At 68.2% G+C, this 15,073-nt stretch carries 15 protein-coding genes; 4 read left to right on the top strand and 11 right to left on the bottom strand.

What is annotated here, in order from left to right; translation table 11 throughout:
- Positions 1 to 16: 16 nt before the first annotated feature.
- From RR928_RS21325 to RR928_RS21300, 6 genes are all read right to left on the bottom strand, one after another.
- The gene (locus tag RR928_RS21325) at positions 17 to 208 is read right to left on the bottom strand and encodes a hypothetical protein (protein WP_332535569.1); all 192 of its coding nucleotides are present in this window, start codon (positions 206 to 208) and stop codon (positions 17 to 19) included.
- Positions 205 to 1,353, bottom strand: coding sequence for a PepSY-associated TM helix domain-containing protein (locus RR928_RS21320; RefSeq protein WP_332535567.1), 1,149 nt, complete (start codon positions 1,351 to 1,353; stop codon positions 205 to 207). The genes RR928_RS21325 and RR928_RS21320 overlap by 4 nt, the downstream gene beginning before the upstream one ends.
- Before the next feature lie 80 nt (positions 1,354 to 1,433).
- Positions 1,434 to 3,593, bottom strand: coding sequence for a TonB-dependent receptor (locus RR928_RS21315; protein ID WP_332684162.1), 2,160 nt, complete (start codon positions 3,591 to 3,593; stop codon positions 1,434 to 1,436).
- A 51-nt stretch (positions 3,594 to 3,644) separates the two neighbouring features.
- Positions 3,645 to 6,134, bottom strand: coding sequence for a TonB-dependent siderophore receptor (locus RR928_RS21310; RefSeq protein WP_332684160.1), 2,490 nt, complete (start codon positions 6,132 to 6,134; stop codon positions 3,645 to 3,647).
- Positions 6,135 to 6,329: 195 nt separating this feature from the next.
- On the bottom strand, positions 6,330 to 7,280 hold the full coding sequence (locus RR928_RS21305) for a FecR domain-containing protein (protein ID WP_332549516.1): 951 nt from the start codon (positions 7,278 to 7,280) through the stop codon (positions 6,330 to 6,332).
- On the bottom strand, positions 7,277 to 7,753 hold the full coding sequence (locus tag RR928_RS21300) for a sigma-70 family RNA polymerase sigma factor (RefSeq protein ID WP_332535561.1): 477 nt from the start codon (positions 7,751 to 7,753) through the stop codon (positions 7,277 to 7,279). Before RR928_RS21300 ends, RR928_RS21305 begins: the two co-directional genes overlap by 4 nt.
- Before the next feature lie 223 nt (positions 7,754 to 7,976).
- On the opposite strand from RR928_RS21300, the gene RR928_RS21295 reads away from it, so the two are divergent.
- Positions 7,977 to 8,837: a LysR family transcriptional regulator gene (locus RR928_RS21295; RefSeq protein ID WP_332684157.1), complete on the top strand. Its 861-nt coding sequence runs from the start codon at positions 7,977 to 7,979 to the stop codon at positions 8,835 to 8,837.
- On the opposite strand, the gene RR928_RS21290 is transcribed toward RR928_RS21295, so the two are convergent.
- From RR928_RS21290 to RR928_RS21280, 3 genes are all read right to left on the bottom strand, one after another.
- Positions 8,834 to 9,799, bottom strand: a complete 966-nt coding sequence (locus tag RR928_RS21290; RefSeq protein ID WP_332535557.1) for a tripartite tricarboxylate transporter substrate binding protein — start codon at positions 9,797 to 9,799, stop codon at positions 8,834 to 8,836. The genes RR928_RS21295 and RR928_RS21290 overlap by 4 nt on opposite strands.
- Positions 9,800 to 9,811: 12 nt before the next feature.
- Positions 9,812 to 10,642: an amidohydrolase family protein gene (locus tag RR928_RS21285; RefSeq protein ID WP_332535555.1), complete on the bottom strand. Its 831-nt coding sequence runs from the start codon at positions 10,640 to 10,642 to the stop codon at positions 9,812 to 9,814.
- Positions 10,643 to 10,736: 94 nt separating this feature from the next.
- On the bottom strand, positions 10,737 to 11,927 hold the full coding sequence (locus RR928_RS21280; RefSeq protein WP_332535553.1) for an MFS transporter: 1,191 nt from the start codon (positions 11,925 to 11,927) through the stop codon (positions 10,737 to 10,739).
- 88 nt (positions 11,928 to 12,015) lie between these two features.
- On the opposite strand from RR928_RS21280, the gene RR928_RS21275 reads away from it, so the two are divergent.
- Both RR928_RS21275 and RR928_RS21270 read left to right on the top strand, forming a co-directional pair.
- On the top strand, positions 12,016 to 12,588 hold the full coding sequence (locus RR928_RS21275) for a TetR/AcrR family transcriptional regulator (RefSeq protein WP_332684154.1): 573 nt from the start codon (positions 12,016 to 12,018) through the stop codon (positions 12,586 to 12,588).
- Between the two features lie 83 nt (positions 12,589 to 12,671).
- Entirely contained in the window at positions 12,672 to 13,202 is a 531-nt protein-coding gene (locus tag RR928_RS21270) for a hypothetical protein (protein WP_332535551.1), read from the top strand.
- A 4-nt stretch (positions 13,203 to 13,206) separates the two neighbouring features.
- On the opposite strand, the gene RR928_RS21265 is transcribed toward RR928_RS21270, so the two are convergent.
- Together RR928_RS21265 and RR928_RS21260 are read right to left on the bottom strand one after the other, a co-directional pair.
- Positions 13,207 to 13,647 (bottom strand): DUF4174 domain-containing protein, encoded by a 441-nt coding sequence (locus tag RR928_RS21265; protein ID WP_332535550.1) that lies wholly within the window; start codon positions 13,645 to 13,647, stop codon positions 13,207 to 13,209.
- 55 nt (positions 13,648 to 13,702) lie between these two features.
- Positions 13,703 to 14,155, bottom strand: coding sequence for a DUF441 domain-containing protein (locus RR928_RS21260; protein WP_332549521.1), 453 nt, complete (start codon positions 14,153 to 14,155; stop codon positions 13,703 to 13,705).
- A 144-nt stretch (positions 14,156 to 14,299) separates the two neighbouring features.
- On the opposite strand from RR928_RS21260, the gene RR928_RS21255 reads away from it, so the two are divergent.
- A complete protein-coding gene (locus tag RR928_RS21255) occupies positions 14,300 to 14,791 on the top strand; it encodes a DUF6882 domain-containing protein (RefSeq protein ID WP_332535546.1) in 492 nt (163 codons plus the stop codon).
- Positions 14,792 to 15,073: the final 282 nt, after the last annotated feature.

Genomic DNA, 15,073 nt, shown 5'->3' with positions numbered 1-15,073 from the left:
GCCGCGCCCCGCAAGCTCAGCGCGAGCGCACCAGGCTGAACCACAGCCCCACGGCGGTGACGCTGCCCAGGCAGATGCCCGACAGCAGATCGCCGAATCCACCGTCGCTGAACAGCGCGCAGACCAGGCCTATGCCGGTCAGCACGCCCAGCACCATCGGCCAGCCCCAGAGGGCAAGAAAGCGTTTCTTCGCGCGCTTCGCGGTCATGGTGTGGCCTCCTGAGGGGAAGTGATGAGGGCCGCCGGCTTGGCGGCCGTGCGGCCTTTTCTGCGCCACAGGTACAGACCCGTGCCCAGCACGAAGATGCTGGCGATGTCCAGCAGCGCCCAGATGATCTGCATCGCGCGCCCGCCGTAGTCGCCGAAGTGCAGCGGCTGCGAGACCAGCAGCGCCGTGAGATACCAGGGAATCTGCGGCGCGGCCGTCACGGCCGAAGTCTTGGCATCGACCAGCACCGGGTGCAGCAGCTTGGAAGTCAGCGGCTCGTCGCCGCGCAGGAACACGGTGTTGTGGTGCGGACTGGAGTAGCTGGTGCCGGGGAAGGCAATGAACGACAGCTTGGAGCCGGGCACCTGGCGCAGCGCCGCGTCCAGCGACTGCTGCACGGGCGCGCGCTCGGCGGCAGCCACGGTGGGCTGGCCCTGGTAGGGGGCGAGCACGCTGCTGAGCTGGTCGTGCTGCCAATACTTGATCACCAGATCGGCCCAGGTATTGATCATGCCCGTGGCGCCGACGACGAACAGCCAGACCAGGGTCACTATGCCCAGCAGGTTGTGCAGGTCCAGCCATTTCACGCGCGCCGTGCGGTCGCGGCGCACGGTGCCGAAATCGAGCTTGCGCATGAACGGCGCGTAGAGCACCACGCCGCTGACGATGGCCACCAGCAGCAGCAGGCCCATGAAGCCCAGGAACAGCTTGCCCGGCAGGCCGGCGAACAGATCCACATGCAGCTTGAACATGACCCACATGAAGCCTTCGTCGAAGCGCAGCTGCGGCGCCAGCAGTTCGGTGCTGCGCGCATCGACGATCACCGTGCGGAAGTCGTCGGTGTTCGCCGGCGTGTGCGTCATGGTGACGTACCAGATGTCGTCGGTCTCGTCGGATTTGGACACGAACTGCACGATGCGATCCGGATGCTGGGCGCGCGCCAGCTCCAGCACCTTGTCCAGGCTCGCATGCGGCGTGTCCTTGGGCATGGCCGGGGCTTCGACTTCGGTGCCCAGCAGATGGCCGATCTCATGGTGAAAGATCAGCGGCAGGCCGGTCAGGCACAGCAGCAGCATGAAAATGGTGCAGATGAGGCTGCTCCATTTGTGCACCCAGGCCCAGATCTTGATGGTGTGGCTTTGCATTGGCTTCGTTGCTTTGGATGAAATGTCAAAGGCAGCGCCCAGGTCGCAAGGCCCTGGCGCCGCCCTGCGGGCTCAACAGATCAGAAGTCGATCTGTGCCGACAGCATCAGCGTGCGCGGCGCGCCCACCGTCACATAGCTGGGGTTGGTGCTGGTCACCCAGTACGCCTTGTCGGCGATGTTTTCCAGGCTCGCGCGCAGCACCACGGGCTGGTTGCTGACCTTGGTGCGGTAGCGCGCACCGATGTCCATGCGGGTCCAGTTGGGCATGCGCAGCTGGTTGGCCGGATCGAAGTACATGGCCGAGGTGTGGATCACGCGGCCGTTGAGGCTCAGGCCCGCGACCCAGGGCGTGTCCCAGTCCAGGCCCACGTTGAAGGTGCGCTTGGGCACGCCGTTGGCATCGTTGCCCTGGTTGGCGCCGCCGTTGGTGCGCGTCAGCTTGGCATCGAGGAAGGCCGCGCTGGCCATCAGCCGCAGGCCGCGCTGCAGCTCGCCGTAGGTGGTCAGTTCCAGGCCGCGGTTGCGCTGTTCGCCGCCGAAGCTGAACACGCGGTTCTCGGTCACGCTCGACGGCTGCTTGATCTGGAACAGCGCGGCCTGGGTCATCAGCATGCCCCAGTCCTTCTTCACGCCGACTTCGATCTGCCGGGTCTTCTGCGGCGCGAACACCTCGCCCTCGTTGATCGTGCCCACGCCGGCAATCTCACCGGCCCTGAGGCCGGCGGTGTAGTTGGTGTAGAGCGAGGTGTCGCGCGTGGCCTTGAACACCAGGCCGGCGAGCGGCGTCACGGCGCTGGCCTTGTAGGCGGTGGAACCGTTGACGCTCTTTTGATGGATAGTCTGGTCGCGCAGGCCCAGCGTCAGCAGCACGCGGTCGTTGGCAAACGCCATGGTGTCGGCAATCGCCACGCTTTGCTGCGTCAGATCGGCGGTCTTGCTTGGCGCCAGGCGCGCGCCGGTGAGCACCGGCAGCGGCGCGGGATGGTAGAGGTTGGACGGGTTGGACATGGCGGTGCCGGTGTAGAAGTAGCCGGTCTCGCGCGCCATGTGGTTGGCCGACAGCACCAGCGTGTGGCCCACGCTGCCGGTCCTCAAGCGCGTGCGCAGGCCGGCATCGGCCGACGTGGTCTTGTTGTATTCGTCGTAGAGGCCGTTGGAGACGCTGAAGTTGCCCTGCGAATCGGGCTCGGTGCCCCAGGCGCCGGGGAAATGCTGGAAGGTCTTGGAGTCGGTGTAGCCGACGCCGCCGTAGACCGTGGTGCTGTCGTTGATGTCGTACTCGAGGCGCGAGATCACGGTCCTGGCCTTGTCGGTCAGCTCGGTGCCGGGGTAGAAGTTCAGGCGCGCATCGGGCACGGCGGGCACGCTGGTGATGCCGCTGCGAAAGCCGATCTGCGGGCGGAACTCCGTGGTCTTGCCGTCGGTGGCCAGCGCGTCCAGCGACCAGCGCAGCTTGTCGCCCGCGAAGTCCAGGCCCAGCGAGCCCAGGCCCAGGCGCTGGCGGCCGCCGTCGATGTTGCCTTCGCCATTGCGCCACACGCCGTTGGCGCGCACGCCCCATTGGTTGTCAGTGCCGAAGCGCCGGCCCACGTCGAGGTGGGTGCCGAACTGGGCCTGGCCCATATAGGTGCCGGTGACGCGCGTCAGCGGCTCGTCGCCGGCGCGCTTGGTCACCAGGTTGATGTTGCCGCCGACGCTGCCGCTGGGGCCCACGCCGTTGGTCAGCGAGCCCGGGCCCTTGAGCACTTCGACGCGCTCTATCATTTCCAGCGGCACGCGCGTGGAGGGCACGAGGCCATAGAGGCCGTTGAGCGACACATCGCGCATGCCCACGGCAAAGCCGCGGATCTGGAAGTCTTCGCCATAGCCGCCGCGCGCCTGCAGCGTGCGCACCGAAGCGTCGCTCATCACCACGTCGGAGATGTTGAGCGCCTGCTGGTTCTCGATCAGCGCCGAAGTGTAGTTGGTGGTGCTGAACGGCACGTCCATCAGGTCGGTGCGGCCCAGGATGCCCAGGTCGCCGCCGCGCGCCAGCTGGCCGCCCGAATAGGTTTTCTGCAGCCCGCCTATGGCCGCGGCCTGGTCGCTGACCACCACTTCCTGCAGCGGCTTGGAGGCGGTCTGGGCGAGCGCGCCCAGCGAGGCCATGGCCAGGCCCGTGCCCAGGCACTGCGCCATCAGGCGCGCAAGCGGTTTGGCGGCAAAGCGTGGGGAATCGGAGTAAGAACGATTTTTCATCACATTCACGTCACAGGTTATGGAAAGGGAAAATGCAGCGGCTGGCGGATGTCAGAAGTTCGCGCGCAGCGTCAGCGTGAGGTTGCGCGGATCGCCGTAGTAGTTGTTGAAGTACCTGCTGTTGGGCGAGAACTTGGCGTAATAGACCTTGTCGAACAGGTTGTTGGCGTTGAGCTGCAGCGACAGGGTGGAATTGATGCGGTACGCGACCAGTGCGTCAAAAAGCGCATAACCACCCTGGCGGGTGGTGGCATCGGCGACGCTGGCGTAGCTGCGGCTTTGCAGGCGCAGGCCGGCTCCCAGGGTCCAGCCCGGCCAGGGCCCGGCGAGCCTGTGGGTGGTGAACAGGCGCAAGGCATGCTGGGGATCGGCCGGGCGCAGCGGCTGGCCGACCAGCGCGGCCTCGGCAGCGCGCAGGTAACGGCTGCGGGTATTGGTGTAGCTCGCCATGAGCTGCCAGCCCGCGGCGGGTTCGCCCGACAGCTCGACTTCCCAGCCGCGGCTGCGGCTCTTGCCGCCGGCCAGATAGCAGCGGCCGGCGAGGTAGTACGGCAGGCAGGGCATGGGCGAGGCCATGTCCTCCATGGCGCCGCCCACGTACTGGATATGGAACGCCGACAGCGTGGCCTGCAGCCGGCCGTCGAGAAAATCGCCCTTGAGGCCGGCTTCGAGGTCCTGGCCGCGGATGGGCGCCAGCAGGCTGCCGTCCGCCTGCTTCTTGTTCTGCGAACTGAAGATCTTGCTGTAGCTCGCGTAGGCGCTGATGTGATCCGACAGTTCATGGATCAGTCCGGCATAGGGCGTGAGCTCGTGGCGCACGCCGTAGCCGCTGCCCGGCGTCGCCGGCTCGTGGTAGTCCCACCAGCTCAGGCGCGCGCCGACCACCGCCGTGAGCGCATCGCTCAGCGACAGGCGCGCGCGCGCGAAGCCGCCATGCTGGTGCACATGCGAGGTCGGGGCCGAATAGGCGTTGCCATTGCCTGCGCTGTAGACGGGCTCGGGGTAGCTGGTGTAGGGGTTCCAGCTGCGGATGTCCACGCCGTAGAGCGGGCTCACATCCCAATAGCCGGAAGTGCCGATGGCGCGCACGCGCTGCAGGTCCAGGCCCAGCGCCAGTTCGTGTGTGCGGCCCAGAAGCGCGAACGGGCCTGTGGCCTGCAGGCTCAGCGCGCCCTGGCTGCTGGCTTCGCCGTCGTAGATCGAGGTGTTGACGTCGGCGAGATAGGGATTCGTGGCGCTGGCGCTGGTGAATGAAGTCTGCTTGAAGCCGTCGGAGCGGAAGTAGGTGCGCGCGGCCTGGGCCTTGAGCTTCCAGCCGTTGTCCAGGCCGTGGTCCAGCTCGACAAAGACCTGGCGGTTGCTGCGGTTCCAGGCGTTCCAGGGCGTTCCGAGATAGGTGTTGCGTGCCAGGCCGAGCTGGCTGCCGTCCGGCGCCGCGGGCAGTCCGCCCCAGGCGCCGGTCGCGCCCAGCGCAGTGTGCTGCAGGCTGGCGGTGAGCCGGGTGGCGGGTGCGAGGTCGGCCTCGATCACCGCATAGATGCTTTTGCGGTCCTCGTGGCGCGCGGTCTGGAACGCGGCCTTTTCATCGCTCAGTGCCACCAGCCGGGCGCGCAGCGTGCCCGCGGCGTTGACCGGGCCCGACAGGTCGGCTTCGAGCCGCTGGCGGTCCCACGAGCCCAGCGTCAGCGCCGCCGATCCCTGCCATTGCGGCGTCGGGCGCTTGCGCACCATGTTGACCACGGCCGAAGGATTGCCCGCGCCGCGCAGCAGGCCCGAGGCCCCGCGCAGCACTTCGACGCGGTCGAGCATCGCCGTGTCGGGCTGGATGAAAGTCGCGGCCGAAGTGACCTGGTTGATGCCCAGTCCATCGATCTGCAGCGAGTCGATCTGGTAGCCACGCGCGTAGTAGTTGATGCGTTCGCTGTCGATGTAGTCGACGGTCACGCCCGTGGTGTTCTTCAGCACCGCGTGCAGATCGGGCAGCGCCTGATCGTCCAGCCATTGGCGCGTGAGCACGGTCACGGGCTGGGGAATGTCGCTCACCCGCTGCGGGCCGATGTTGCCCGTGACCGGGCCGGCCGCATAGCTGCCCGAGCGCTCGGTGGTGGCGCCGACCTCGGCCCTGGCGCTGACCGTGACATCGCCCAGCACCATACCGGCGCCGCCCGTCTGCCCAGGCTGCGCGCGCAAGGTATAGACGCCGCTGGCCTCGCGCTGGGCCTGCAGGTGCGTGCCTTCGAGCAGCCGCGCGAAACCGTCACTGACCGAATACGCGCCGCGCAGGCCGGGCGAGCGCCGCGCGCCGATCTGGGCCGCATCGAACGTCAGGGCCACGCCGGCCTGATTGGCGTATTGGGCAATGACGTGGGTCAGCGGGCCGGCGGCAATCGCAAAACTGTGCAGTTGCGTGCGCGCCTCCGCGCCCGGCATGGGCTGGGCGCTGGCCGCAACCGGTGCGGCCAGCAGCAGCCACAGCACCAGGCCCGCGACGCCAGCCGCAGGCCGGCACGGCCGCAAGGCGGACGTTCGGGGCAATGGCATGGGAGGGCGCGGCATGGTTCAGCAGAAAAGTGGCGTGGTTTCCTTGTATGCCGAACAAGTGCTGCCCATCCTGCAACGCCGGGCGCGGATTTTTTCCGCGCAAGCAGTTATTTCAGCCGTGTTGAAGCAATCCATCCCATGCGCTGCCTGCATCCGGTGCTATGGTTTTATTTTTTCTACAGGCCGAAAAAAGCCTCAGGAAGCCGCATCCCTGGGCTCTATCCGCACCCAGTAGCGCGTGTGGCTGCGCAGTTGCAGGGGAAAGCGGCTGACCAGCGCGGCCAATGCGCGGTCGGTGTCATCGAGCGGAAACGCGCCCGAGACTTTCAGCTGTGCGACTTCGGGCGCGCATCCCAGGTAGCCGCGCCGGTAGCGCGACAGCGTGGCGACCAGATCGCCCAGCGCGATGTCGACCGCCACCAGCCCGCCCTCATGCCAGCTCGCGGCAAACGGTTCGGCCGGCGCCGGCGCCTGCACCGCCTGCGCGCTGAACCAGGCCTGCTCGCCGGCGACCAGCTTCTGCGGCGCGCCGCCCGAAGGCAGCAGGCGCACCGCGTGTTCCTCGACCTGGACATGGCTGCGGCCCGCGTCGTCCAGCCGCACCATGAAGCGCGTGCCCAGGGCCAGCACCCTGCCCTGCGGCGTCTGGACGCTGAAAGGCCGGCCCGCAGCGTCGGGTGCCGTGGCGATCAGGATGCGTCCGCGCTGCAGGTGCACGCGGCGCTCGCTGGCGTTGAATTCCAGCGCCACGCCGCTGGCGCTGTCCAGCGCGAGCAGCGAGCCGTCGGGCAGGATGACGTCGCGGCGTTCGCCGGTGGCCGTGCTGTGCGTGGCCTGCCGGTCATGCAAAGCCATCCAGGCCGTGGTGCCCGCGCCCAGTCCCAGCACCAGGCCGCGCAGCACATTGCGCCGGCTGCTGTGGTTGCGCTTGCCCAGCGTCCTGCTCGCCAGCGCGGGCGGCAGAAAAGCCAGTTGCGCATGCACCGCCTGCACGCGCTGCCAGGCGCGCTGGTGCGCCGCATCGGCCCCGTGCCAGCGCTCCCAGTCCTGGCGCGCGTCGGCCGCAGCCGCGCTGTCGCGCAGCCGCACATGCCAGCGCACGGCTTCGTGCAGCGCCTGGCGTTCGGCGTCGTCGGCCGGCTTCATGCCAGCGTCAGGCAGCAGTGTTCCATGGCCCGCGTGAGGTAGTTGCTCACCGTGCGCAGCGAGATGCCCAGGCGCTGGGCGATCTCGGGATAGCTCAGCTCCTCGAACTGGGCGAGCACAAAGGCTGCGCGCACCTTGGGCGGCAGGCCCGCGAGCAGGCGGTCGAGTTCCAGCAGCGTCTGCTGCACGCTGAGCTGCTCCTCGGCCGACGGCGCCAGGCCCTGCGGCAAGGTGGCGAGGTATTCCAGATAGTCTCGCTCCAGCGAGCGGCGGCGAAACAGATCGGCCGTCAGGCCCTTGGCGATGGTGGCGAGGTAGCGCCGCGGGTCGCGGATGTCCTCCTGCGGCAGCGGCGCACGCAGCAGGCGCACGAAGGTGTCCTGTGCGAGGTCGGCGGCATCTTCGCGGTTGCTCAGGCGCTTGCGAAGAAGGCCTTGCAGCCAGGGATGGTGATCTTGGTAGAGGCTATGCACAGCGAGGGCGTGGCATGCGCAAGGCCACGGAGCGGGATGACTTGAATATTGAGAATCATTATCAATTATCCGGCGATTGGACCAAAGTGTGGTTTTTGCCACTCACTTTGTTGTATTCATGCGACGAGCGCGCCGGCCGGCCATGCCCTCCCGGGCCGCATGCGTCGGGCCACGCTTGCGGGTATTCTCGCGGCCTATGTCCGATCTCTTCGACACCCGAACCATGCGCTACCTGCTTGCCGTCGCCGACCTGGGCAGCATGACCGCCGCGGCCGCGCACCTGGGCGTGGCCCAGCCCGCCTTGAGCCAGGCGCTGCGGCGCGTGGAAGATGCGCTGGGCGCGCGCCTGTTCGAGCGTTCGCGCCGTGGCGCGCAGCTCAACAGCACGGGCCTGGCTGTAATCGACGATGTGCGCGCCAGCATGGCGCTGGCCGAGAATGCCGAGCGCAATGCCAAGGCCATCGCGGCCGGCAAGACCGGGCGGCTGCATATCGGCTTTGTCACGCATGCGGTGTACGACGCGCTGCCGGCCGCGCTCAAGCTGCTGCATGCGCGGTTTCCCGGCATCCAGGTGGTGCTGTCCGAAATGGGCAATGCCGATCTGATGCAGGCGCTGGCCGAAGGCCGCATCGACCTGGCCATGCTGCACACGCCCGTGGCCTTGCAGGGCCGGGTACGCCAGAAACTGGTGCGGCGCGACCCTTTGGTCGCGGTACTGCCCGCAGGCTACGCTCTGCCCGGCGATGGCCTGGCCACGCTGGCCGACCTCGAACGGCTGGGGCTGGTGTGGTTTCCCGAGGCCCAGCTGCCCACGCTGCGCGCGGGCATCGCCGGAGCGTTCTCGCGCGCCGGCCTCGCGATGCGCGTGGTGCAGGAGGCAAACCGTTCGCTCACGGTGCTGTCGTGCGTTGCCGCAGGCCTGGGCGCCTCGCTGCTGCCGCAGTCGGCAGAAGTGCTGCAGCACCGGGGCGTGCGCTTCGCGCCGTTGAGCGACGGCGAGCGCCTGCCCCACTTCGAGCTCAGCGTGCTGTGGCAGGCGTCGGGACGCGCGACCATCGCCAGCCAGCTCGCCGATCTGCTCTAGTCCAGCGCAATGTTCGCGCGCTGGCCCAGCGCGGTCCACTGGGTGATCTCGGCGCGGCGGAACTGTTCCAGCTCCCTGGGGCTGGAGCCTATGACCTCGGCCCCCAGCGACATCAGCCTGGCCTTGACTTCGCGGTCGTTGAGCGCTGCGGCCACGTCCTTGCTGATCTTCTCGACCAGCGCCGCGGGCGTGCCCGCGGGCGCAAACAGGCCGTTCCATTCGTATACGTCGACGCCCGATATGCCGGTTTCGGTGAAGGTGGCGGTGTCGGGCAGCACGGGCGAGCGCTTGGCGCCGGCCACGGCCAGGGGCCGCAGCTTGCCGCTCTGGATGAAAGGCAGCGAGGACGCCAGGCTCGCGAAGAAGACGGGCACATTGCCGGCCATCACGTCGACCATGGCCGGGCCGCCGCCGCGGTAGGCGACATGGGTCATCTTGGCGCCGGTCCTGAGCGCGAACAGCTCGGCCGCCAGATGCTGGGCCGAGCCATTGCCTGACGAGGCGAAGTCCAGCCTGCCGGGGTGGGCCAGGCTGTAGGCGACCAGGTCCTTGGGCGACTGCGCGGCAAACGCCGGGTTCACCACCAGCACGCTGGGCACCTTGACCAGCAGCGACACGGCGGCAAACGACTTGAGCGTGTCGAAAGGCATGCGCTTTTTCAGCGCCGGGTTCTGCGCATGATTGGAGGCGTCGACCATCAGCGTATAGCCATCGGCCGGCGCGCTCAGCACGGCTTGCGCGCCTATGATGCCGCCGCCGCCCGCGCGGTTGTCGATCACCACCGGCTGGGCCCAGATCTGCGCGAGCTTGGTGCCCAGGATGCGCGCCGCCACGTCGACCGTGCCGCCGGGCGGATAGGTCACGATCAGGCGCACGGGCTTGTTGGGAAAGGCGGTCTGGGCCTGCAGGCCCGGTGCCAGCGCCAGAGCGGCGATGGCCAGGGCCATGGAACGTCGATGCATGTTGTCTCCTAGTTAGTATGGGAACGGAATTCGGAACAGCTCGGCGGCCGTGGCGCCGAGAATCTGCTGGCGCTGGGCGGCATCGGGCACCCAGTCGCCGAGCGCCGCCAGGCTCGCGCCGTAGGAGGCCAGATGCTGGTGCTGGGTATGGGGCCAGTCGCTGCCCCATACCAGGCGCTGCGGGCCGAAGGCCGCGAGCAGCTGGCGTGCGCAGTCGCGCGCCGCCGCAGCCGCAACCTGCGGCGGGTCCCCGGCATTGCGGTAGGCGGCCGACAGCTTGACCCACACGCGTCCCGCATCGGCATGGCGCAGCAGCGCCGCAAAGCCCGGGTCCTTGCCGCCCAGGCTGGCGTCGGGCCGGCCGAAGTGGTCTATCACCACACGGCAGCCGCTTGCTGCGGCGGCGGTTATCAGCGCAGAAAGATCGGCGGCGCGGCGGTGCAGTTCCAGATGCCAGTCCAGCGCCCGGATGCGCGCCAGAAAGGCCTGCCATGAAGGCTGCCTGAGGTCGGGCAGCGGCAGCCCCACGAGGTTCAGCCGCACGCCCACCACGCCCTGGGCGGCCAGCGCGGCGAGTTCAGCTTCCGTGGCCGTGGGCTCGAGCACCACCACGCCGCGCAGGCGCCGCGGATGCTGGCGCAGCACGCTCAGCAGATAGCTGTTGTCGCAGCCCAGAAAGCTGGGCTGTACCAGCACGCCATGGCTGTGCGCGTGCATGTCGAGCAGGTCCAGGTACTCGCCGGGCGTGGCATCGAAGTCGGGCGCATAGCGGCGCGCGGCCGCCAGCGGCATCTGGCGCAGAAAGACATGGGCGTGGGTGTCCACCGAGAGGGTTGCAGTCATGGGCGCCACTGTATGCGGCCGCGCGCGCGCCAGTCAGCGGCGCCTTGTTGCCTATCCATAAGCGGCTGTTATGGATAGTGCCGGACATGCAGGCTCAGCCGTGGCAGGCGGCGGTGCGCAGCGCGGCCTTCGCGCGCGTGCCCAGCAGCGCGACCAGGGCCAGCAGCATCACCAGCGCGCCATAGACTTGCGCGGTGGCGACCAGGCCGAAATGCGTGACCGCCGCGCCCGCGGCCAGCGCGGGCAGGCTGAAAGCGCAGTAGCTCAGCACCAGGAAAGCCGCCATCAGCGAAGCGCGTTGCGCGGGCAGCGCATCGGCCATCACGGTGCGCAATGCGCCCAGGAAGCCCACGCCGAAGCCCAGGCCCGCGACCACGATGCCGCAGAAGAACAGCCCCGCCGAGGGCATGAACGTCGAGGCCAGCACCAGGCCCATGCCCGCGGCCAGCGCGGCCGATCCCAGCCGCATCAGCGACCGCGCGCTGCGCGCGCGCAGCAGCAGCGAGCCCAGCGCACCGCTGCCGGTCAACGCCGCGAGCATCAGTCCGCCGACCAGCGGACTCTGCCCGCCCGTGATCTGGCGGGCCAGCGTGGGCCCCAGCGACAGCATGTAGCCGCCCAGCGCCCAGACCGCGATATCGAGCGGCATGGCCCGCACAAAGCCGCGGCGCGCGTTCGGAGCCACCGCGAGCCGCGGGCGCAGCGAGCGCAGCACGCCGGGTCTGGCATTCACGGTCTCGGGCAGGCGCCAGGCCAGCCAGGCCTGGGCCAGCAGCACCAGGAACAGCAGCAGATAGACCAGCCGCAGCGGCGCGGGCGCATAGGTGGCGAGCAGGCTGCTGGCCAGCGCGCCGGCGCACATTCCCAGCAGCGGCGCGGTGCTGTTGATCAGCGGCGCGCGCCGCGGGTCCAGATCGGCGATGCCGGCACCGAGCACGCTCAGCGCCACGCCGGTCGCCGCGCCCTGGACCAGCCGGGCGGCGATCAGCATGCCGACCGAATCGGCGCCCAGAAACAGCGCAATGGACAGCAGTTCCAGCGCGATCGCGCCCAGCACCACGGGACGGCGGCCCAGGTGGTCCGACAGCGGGGCCAGCGTCAGCAGCGCGAGCAGCAGACTGAACACATAGACCGCGAACACCGCCGTCAGCGTGGCCGGCGAGAAGCCCCATTCGGCGCGGTAGATCGCATACAGCGGTGACGGCACGCTGGACGCGGCCATGAACGCGAGCACCAGCGAGGCCTGGAGGCGCAAGGCGGAGCGCAGGGTCAGAGGGAGCGCCATGGCGGTTCCTTAAAGCAAATATTGAGCTTTTGCGATTATGCGGCTACACCCTCTGTTAACGCAATTTATTTGCTTTAAAATTTGCAGCATGACGACAAAGACCGCAACCCGCAGCGGCGGCCGCAGCGCGCGCGTGCAATCCGCCGTGCACGATGCCGCGCGCGAGCTCCTGGAAGAAGTGGGCCGCGGCGCGCTGACCGTGCCCATGATCGCCGCGCGTGCGGGCGTGACGCCCTCGACCATCTATAGAAGGTGGGGCGACCTGCCCGCGCTGCTGTCGGATGTCGCGGCGCAGCGCCTGCGCCCCGAGAGCGGCCCGCCCGACACCGGCAGTTTCCGCGCCGATCTGCTGGCCTGGTCGGAGCAGTTCGTCGAGGAAATGGCCTCCGAGCCCGGCCTGGCGCTGGTGCGCGACGTGATCTGCGGCGGCTACAGAATCGAGGGCGTCGCGCCCTGCCTGGTGTTCACCGCGGGACAGATCACCGACATGGTGGAGCGTGCCGTTGCGCGCGGCGAGCCGGCGCCGTCGGTCGAATATGTGGTGGACCGCGTCGCCGCGCCCATCGTCTACCGCCTGCTGATGGGCGCCTGCGCCGACGTCGATGCGGCCTACGCGCGCCGCCTGGCCACGCAATGCCTCGCCGACTGGCGGCCGACCTGACGCCAGCACCAGGCTTGCGCGCTGACCGATAATCGGGCGCTGCAGCCCTGTCGTTGGATAGGGCTTATTTTTTGGATGAAAACATGACCAGCATCACCGAGGACCTGCGCTTTGTAGGCATTGACGACGAAGGCTATGCGCAGGCAGTGGCCGCGGCCAGGGACTTCAAATACGGCGACGACGAATCCGGCTTCGCGTTCACGGGCCAGGCCACGTTGATGTTCCAGCGCCAAGCCGAGGAATGGGAGCACGGCGCCTTCAGCAGCACGGTGCTGATCCGTTCCATCGACCCGATACAGGGCGCACCCGACGCCGAGCAAGCCCAGGACGAGGATTTCCTGCGCGCCGTCGGCGACCGCGTGAGCTTTTTGCACGTGCCATCGCAGTGCCGCGAGATGCAGGTCGATGACGTCTGGGGCATAGACTGCGAGTTCCTGATGTTCGCCATGCCCCACCCCCAGGACGAAACCGCCAGCGCCTGGCTGCTGATTCCCGGACCGCAGCAGCGCCAGGTCTCGTCGCGCCACACGGTGCAGGACTACCAGATGGCAGAAATCAAGTTCGCCGCCGCCGAGCTGGGCCTGGACGGCGCCCAGGAGCCCGGCCCGCACTGAAGCTTCAACGCGCCTGGCGCATGGGCATGCGGTCGATTTCGGCAAACACTTCCTGCAGGTCCACAGCGGTGCCGGCGCGCAGCTTCACGCCGCCATCCATGCCGACCAGCACGAAAGTCGACGGCCCGTGCGCATCCAGCTGCAGCGCCTTGAGCAAGGCCGCGGTCTGCGCCGTCCCCAGCGCCTCATCGTTGCGCCGACCTGCTCCGGCGACCACCGTGTAAAGCACCATATCCCGCTCGCGAAACGCTTCGCGCGCGCGGGTTTGCGCCAGCGCTGCGCGCACCTTGGCCAGCAGCGCGTCGCCGTCCTGCGCAACGACCAGCACCACGGGCCGCGTCTTCCAGCGCTCGGCGGTCAGCGGGTTGGCATCGGCCAGCGCGGCGCCGACCGGCAAGGCCAGCGACAGGGCGAGCGCGCTGCGGCGCAGTAGGCGGTTATTCATGACCACAGTATCGGAGTTCGGCCGCCGCCGGCACTCGGAGATATCCCTTGGAGCCTCACGACCTGCCGATCAGCAGCGACAGCAGTCCGGCGGCGATCAGCGGCCCGACCGGCACGCCGCGGAAGAACGCCACGCCCAGGATGGTTCCGACCATGAGCCCGGCGACCACGCCGGGCTGGGCCGCCATCAGCGTCACGCCGCGCCCGCCCAGCCAGGCAACAAAGATGCCGACCACGATGGCCGCGCCCGATTTCCAGTGCGTGAATGACTTGAGCAGCTCCAGCGCCGGAATCTTGCCGCTGGCGATAGGCACCATCACTGCAATCATCAACAAGAAGATGCCGATGTTGAGTCCATGCTTCTGCAGCCAGGGAAAGTACAGCGCAAGCGGCGAGATGCGGATGACGATCAGCACCACCATGGCGGCCGCCACGGTGTAGTTGCCGGCGAACATGCTGAGCCCGGCGAGTGCCAGCAGGATCAGGACAATGGGCTCGAAAATGGACATGGCAAGACCTGCACGCGAGTCATTCAGTGGAAACCCTTATTTTCGCATCTCCACAAGGCCTGACAGGCAATGCCGCGCCCGGCCGGAACGCGCCCACCTCGTCTTGAATGACAATGGCGCCCAGGAAAAATGAATGGATCTGGAATGAGTACAGCGCAACAACCCACCGACTGGAACGCCTGGAGCCGCGCGGCCGTCGAAGCCATGGTGGCCGGCAATGCAAAATGGCAGCACGACTTCGGCCTCGAAGGCGCGCCCAAATACCACTGGGACCTGGACAGCGCGACCTTGACCTTCGAGGGAGCGCTCGGTCCGGTGCTGGCAACGGTGTGCCTGGTGGGCACCAGCAGCGACAGCGAAGGCAGCTTCCTGTGGAGCTGGGCCAACGAGGCCATTCCACGCCAGCACGGCCAGGCGCTCGAGGTGGTGCATGAATTCGGCCGCGAGCACCAGCTGGCCTTGCTGACCACGGCGCGCATCCAGGGCGGGCGTCCCGAGGCGATGGAGTGCCTGTGCATCGCGGGCCGCCTGCAGCGCGCGCTGGGCACCTTCATCGACCAGCAAGGCGATGTGACGCTGTATTTCACCGTGCTGCATCTGCGCGTCGAACCCGCGAAAGAGCAGCTGCTGCATTGACGCCGGGGCCAGGCCACTGCAGCGCCGTTTTTTAGCGGCTAAAACGCCAGCGCCTGCGCTGCGCCTTCAGCACTTCACGGCGCGCGGCAAATGCGCGAAGCGCGCGCGGGAAATATATGATGCGTGCATCAATTCCCGTAAAAAATACAGCATGCCCCTGCCCGACAGCCTACTGGCGGACCCGCCCATCGACCGCATCCAGGTCGTGGACATTGACGAAGATTCCGCGCCACAGGCTGCGCCCGCACGCCCCGCGCGTCGGCGCGGCCGCCCGCCGGGCTC

Source organism: Comamonas sp., from assembly GCF_036666375.1.
Lineage (GTDB): Bacteria > Pseudomonadota > Gammaproteobacteria > Burkholderiales > Burkholderiaceae_C > Comamonas.
The sequence above is the reverse complement of the archived record's forward strand: the minus strand, read 5'-3'. Positions and strand labels throughout refer to the sequence as shown.

What these genes read in the sequence shown, in the direction of transcription:
- RR928_RS21325 (WP_332535569.1), bottom strand. Translation starts at nt 208, where the DNA reads ATGACCGCGAAGCGCGCGAAGAAACGCTTTCTTGCCCTCTGGGGCTGG.
- RR928_RS21320 (WP_332535567.1), bottom strand. Translation starts at nt 1,353, where the DNA reads ATGCAAAGCCACACCATCAAGATCTGGGCCTGGGTGCACAAATGGAGC.
- RR928_RS21315 (WP_332684162.1), bottom strand. Translation starts at nt 3,593, where the DNA reads ATGAAAAATCGTTCTTACTCCGATTCCCCACGCTTTGCCGCCAAACCG.
- RR928_RS21310 (WP_332684160.1), bottom strand. Translation starts at nt 6,134, where the DNA reads ATGCCATTGCCCCGAACGTCCGCCTTGCGGCCGTGCCGGCCTGCGGCT.
- RR928_RS21305 (WP_332549516.1), bottom strand. Translation starts at nt 7,280, where the DNA reads ATGAAGCCGGCCGACGACGCCGAACGCCAGGCGCTGCACGAAGCCGTG.
- RR928_RS21295 (WP_332684157.1), top strand. Translation starts at nt 7,977, where the DNA reads ATGCGCTACCTGCTTGCCGTCGCCGACCTGGGCAGCATGACCGCCGCG.
- RR928_RS21290 (WP_332535557.1), bottom strand. Translation starts at nt 9,799, where the DNA reads ATGCATCGACGTTCCATGGCCCTGGCCATCGCCGCTCTGGCGCTGGCA.
- RR928_RS21285 (WP_332535555.1), bottom strand. Translation starts at nt 10,642, where the DNA reads ATGACTGCAACCCTCTCGGTGGACACCCACGCCCATGTCTTTCTGCGC.
- RR928_RS21280 (WP_332535553.1), bottom strand. Translation starts at nt 11,927, where the DNA reads ATGGCGCTCCCTCTGACCCTGCGCTCCGCCTTGCGCCTCCAGGCCTCG.
- RR928_RS21275 (WP_332684154.1), top strand. Translation starts at nt 12,016, where the DNA reads ATGACGACAAAGACCGCAACCCGCAGCGGCGGCCGCAGCGCGCGCGTG.
- RR928_RS21270 (WP_332535551.1), top strand. Translation starts at nt 12,672, where the DNA reads ATGACCAGCATCACCGAGGACCTGCGCTTTGTAGGCATTGACGACGAA.
- RR928_RS21265 (WP_332535550.1), bottom strand. Translation starts at nt 13,647, where the DNA reads ATGAATAACCGCCTACTGCGCCGCAGCGCGCTCGCCCTGTCGCTGGCC.
- RR928_RS21260 (WP_332549521.1), bottom strand. Translation starts at nt 14,155, where the DNA reads ATGTCCATTTTCGAGCCCATTGTCCTGATCCTGCTGGCACTCGCCGGG.
- RR928_RS21255 (WP_332535546.1), top strand. Translation starts at nt 14,300, where the DNA reads ATGAGTACAGCGCAACAACCCACCGACTGGAACGCCTGGAGCCGCGCG.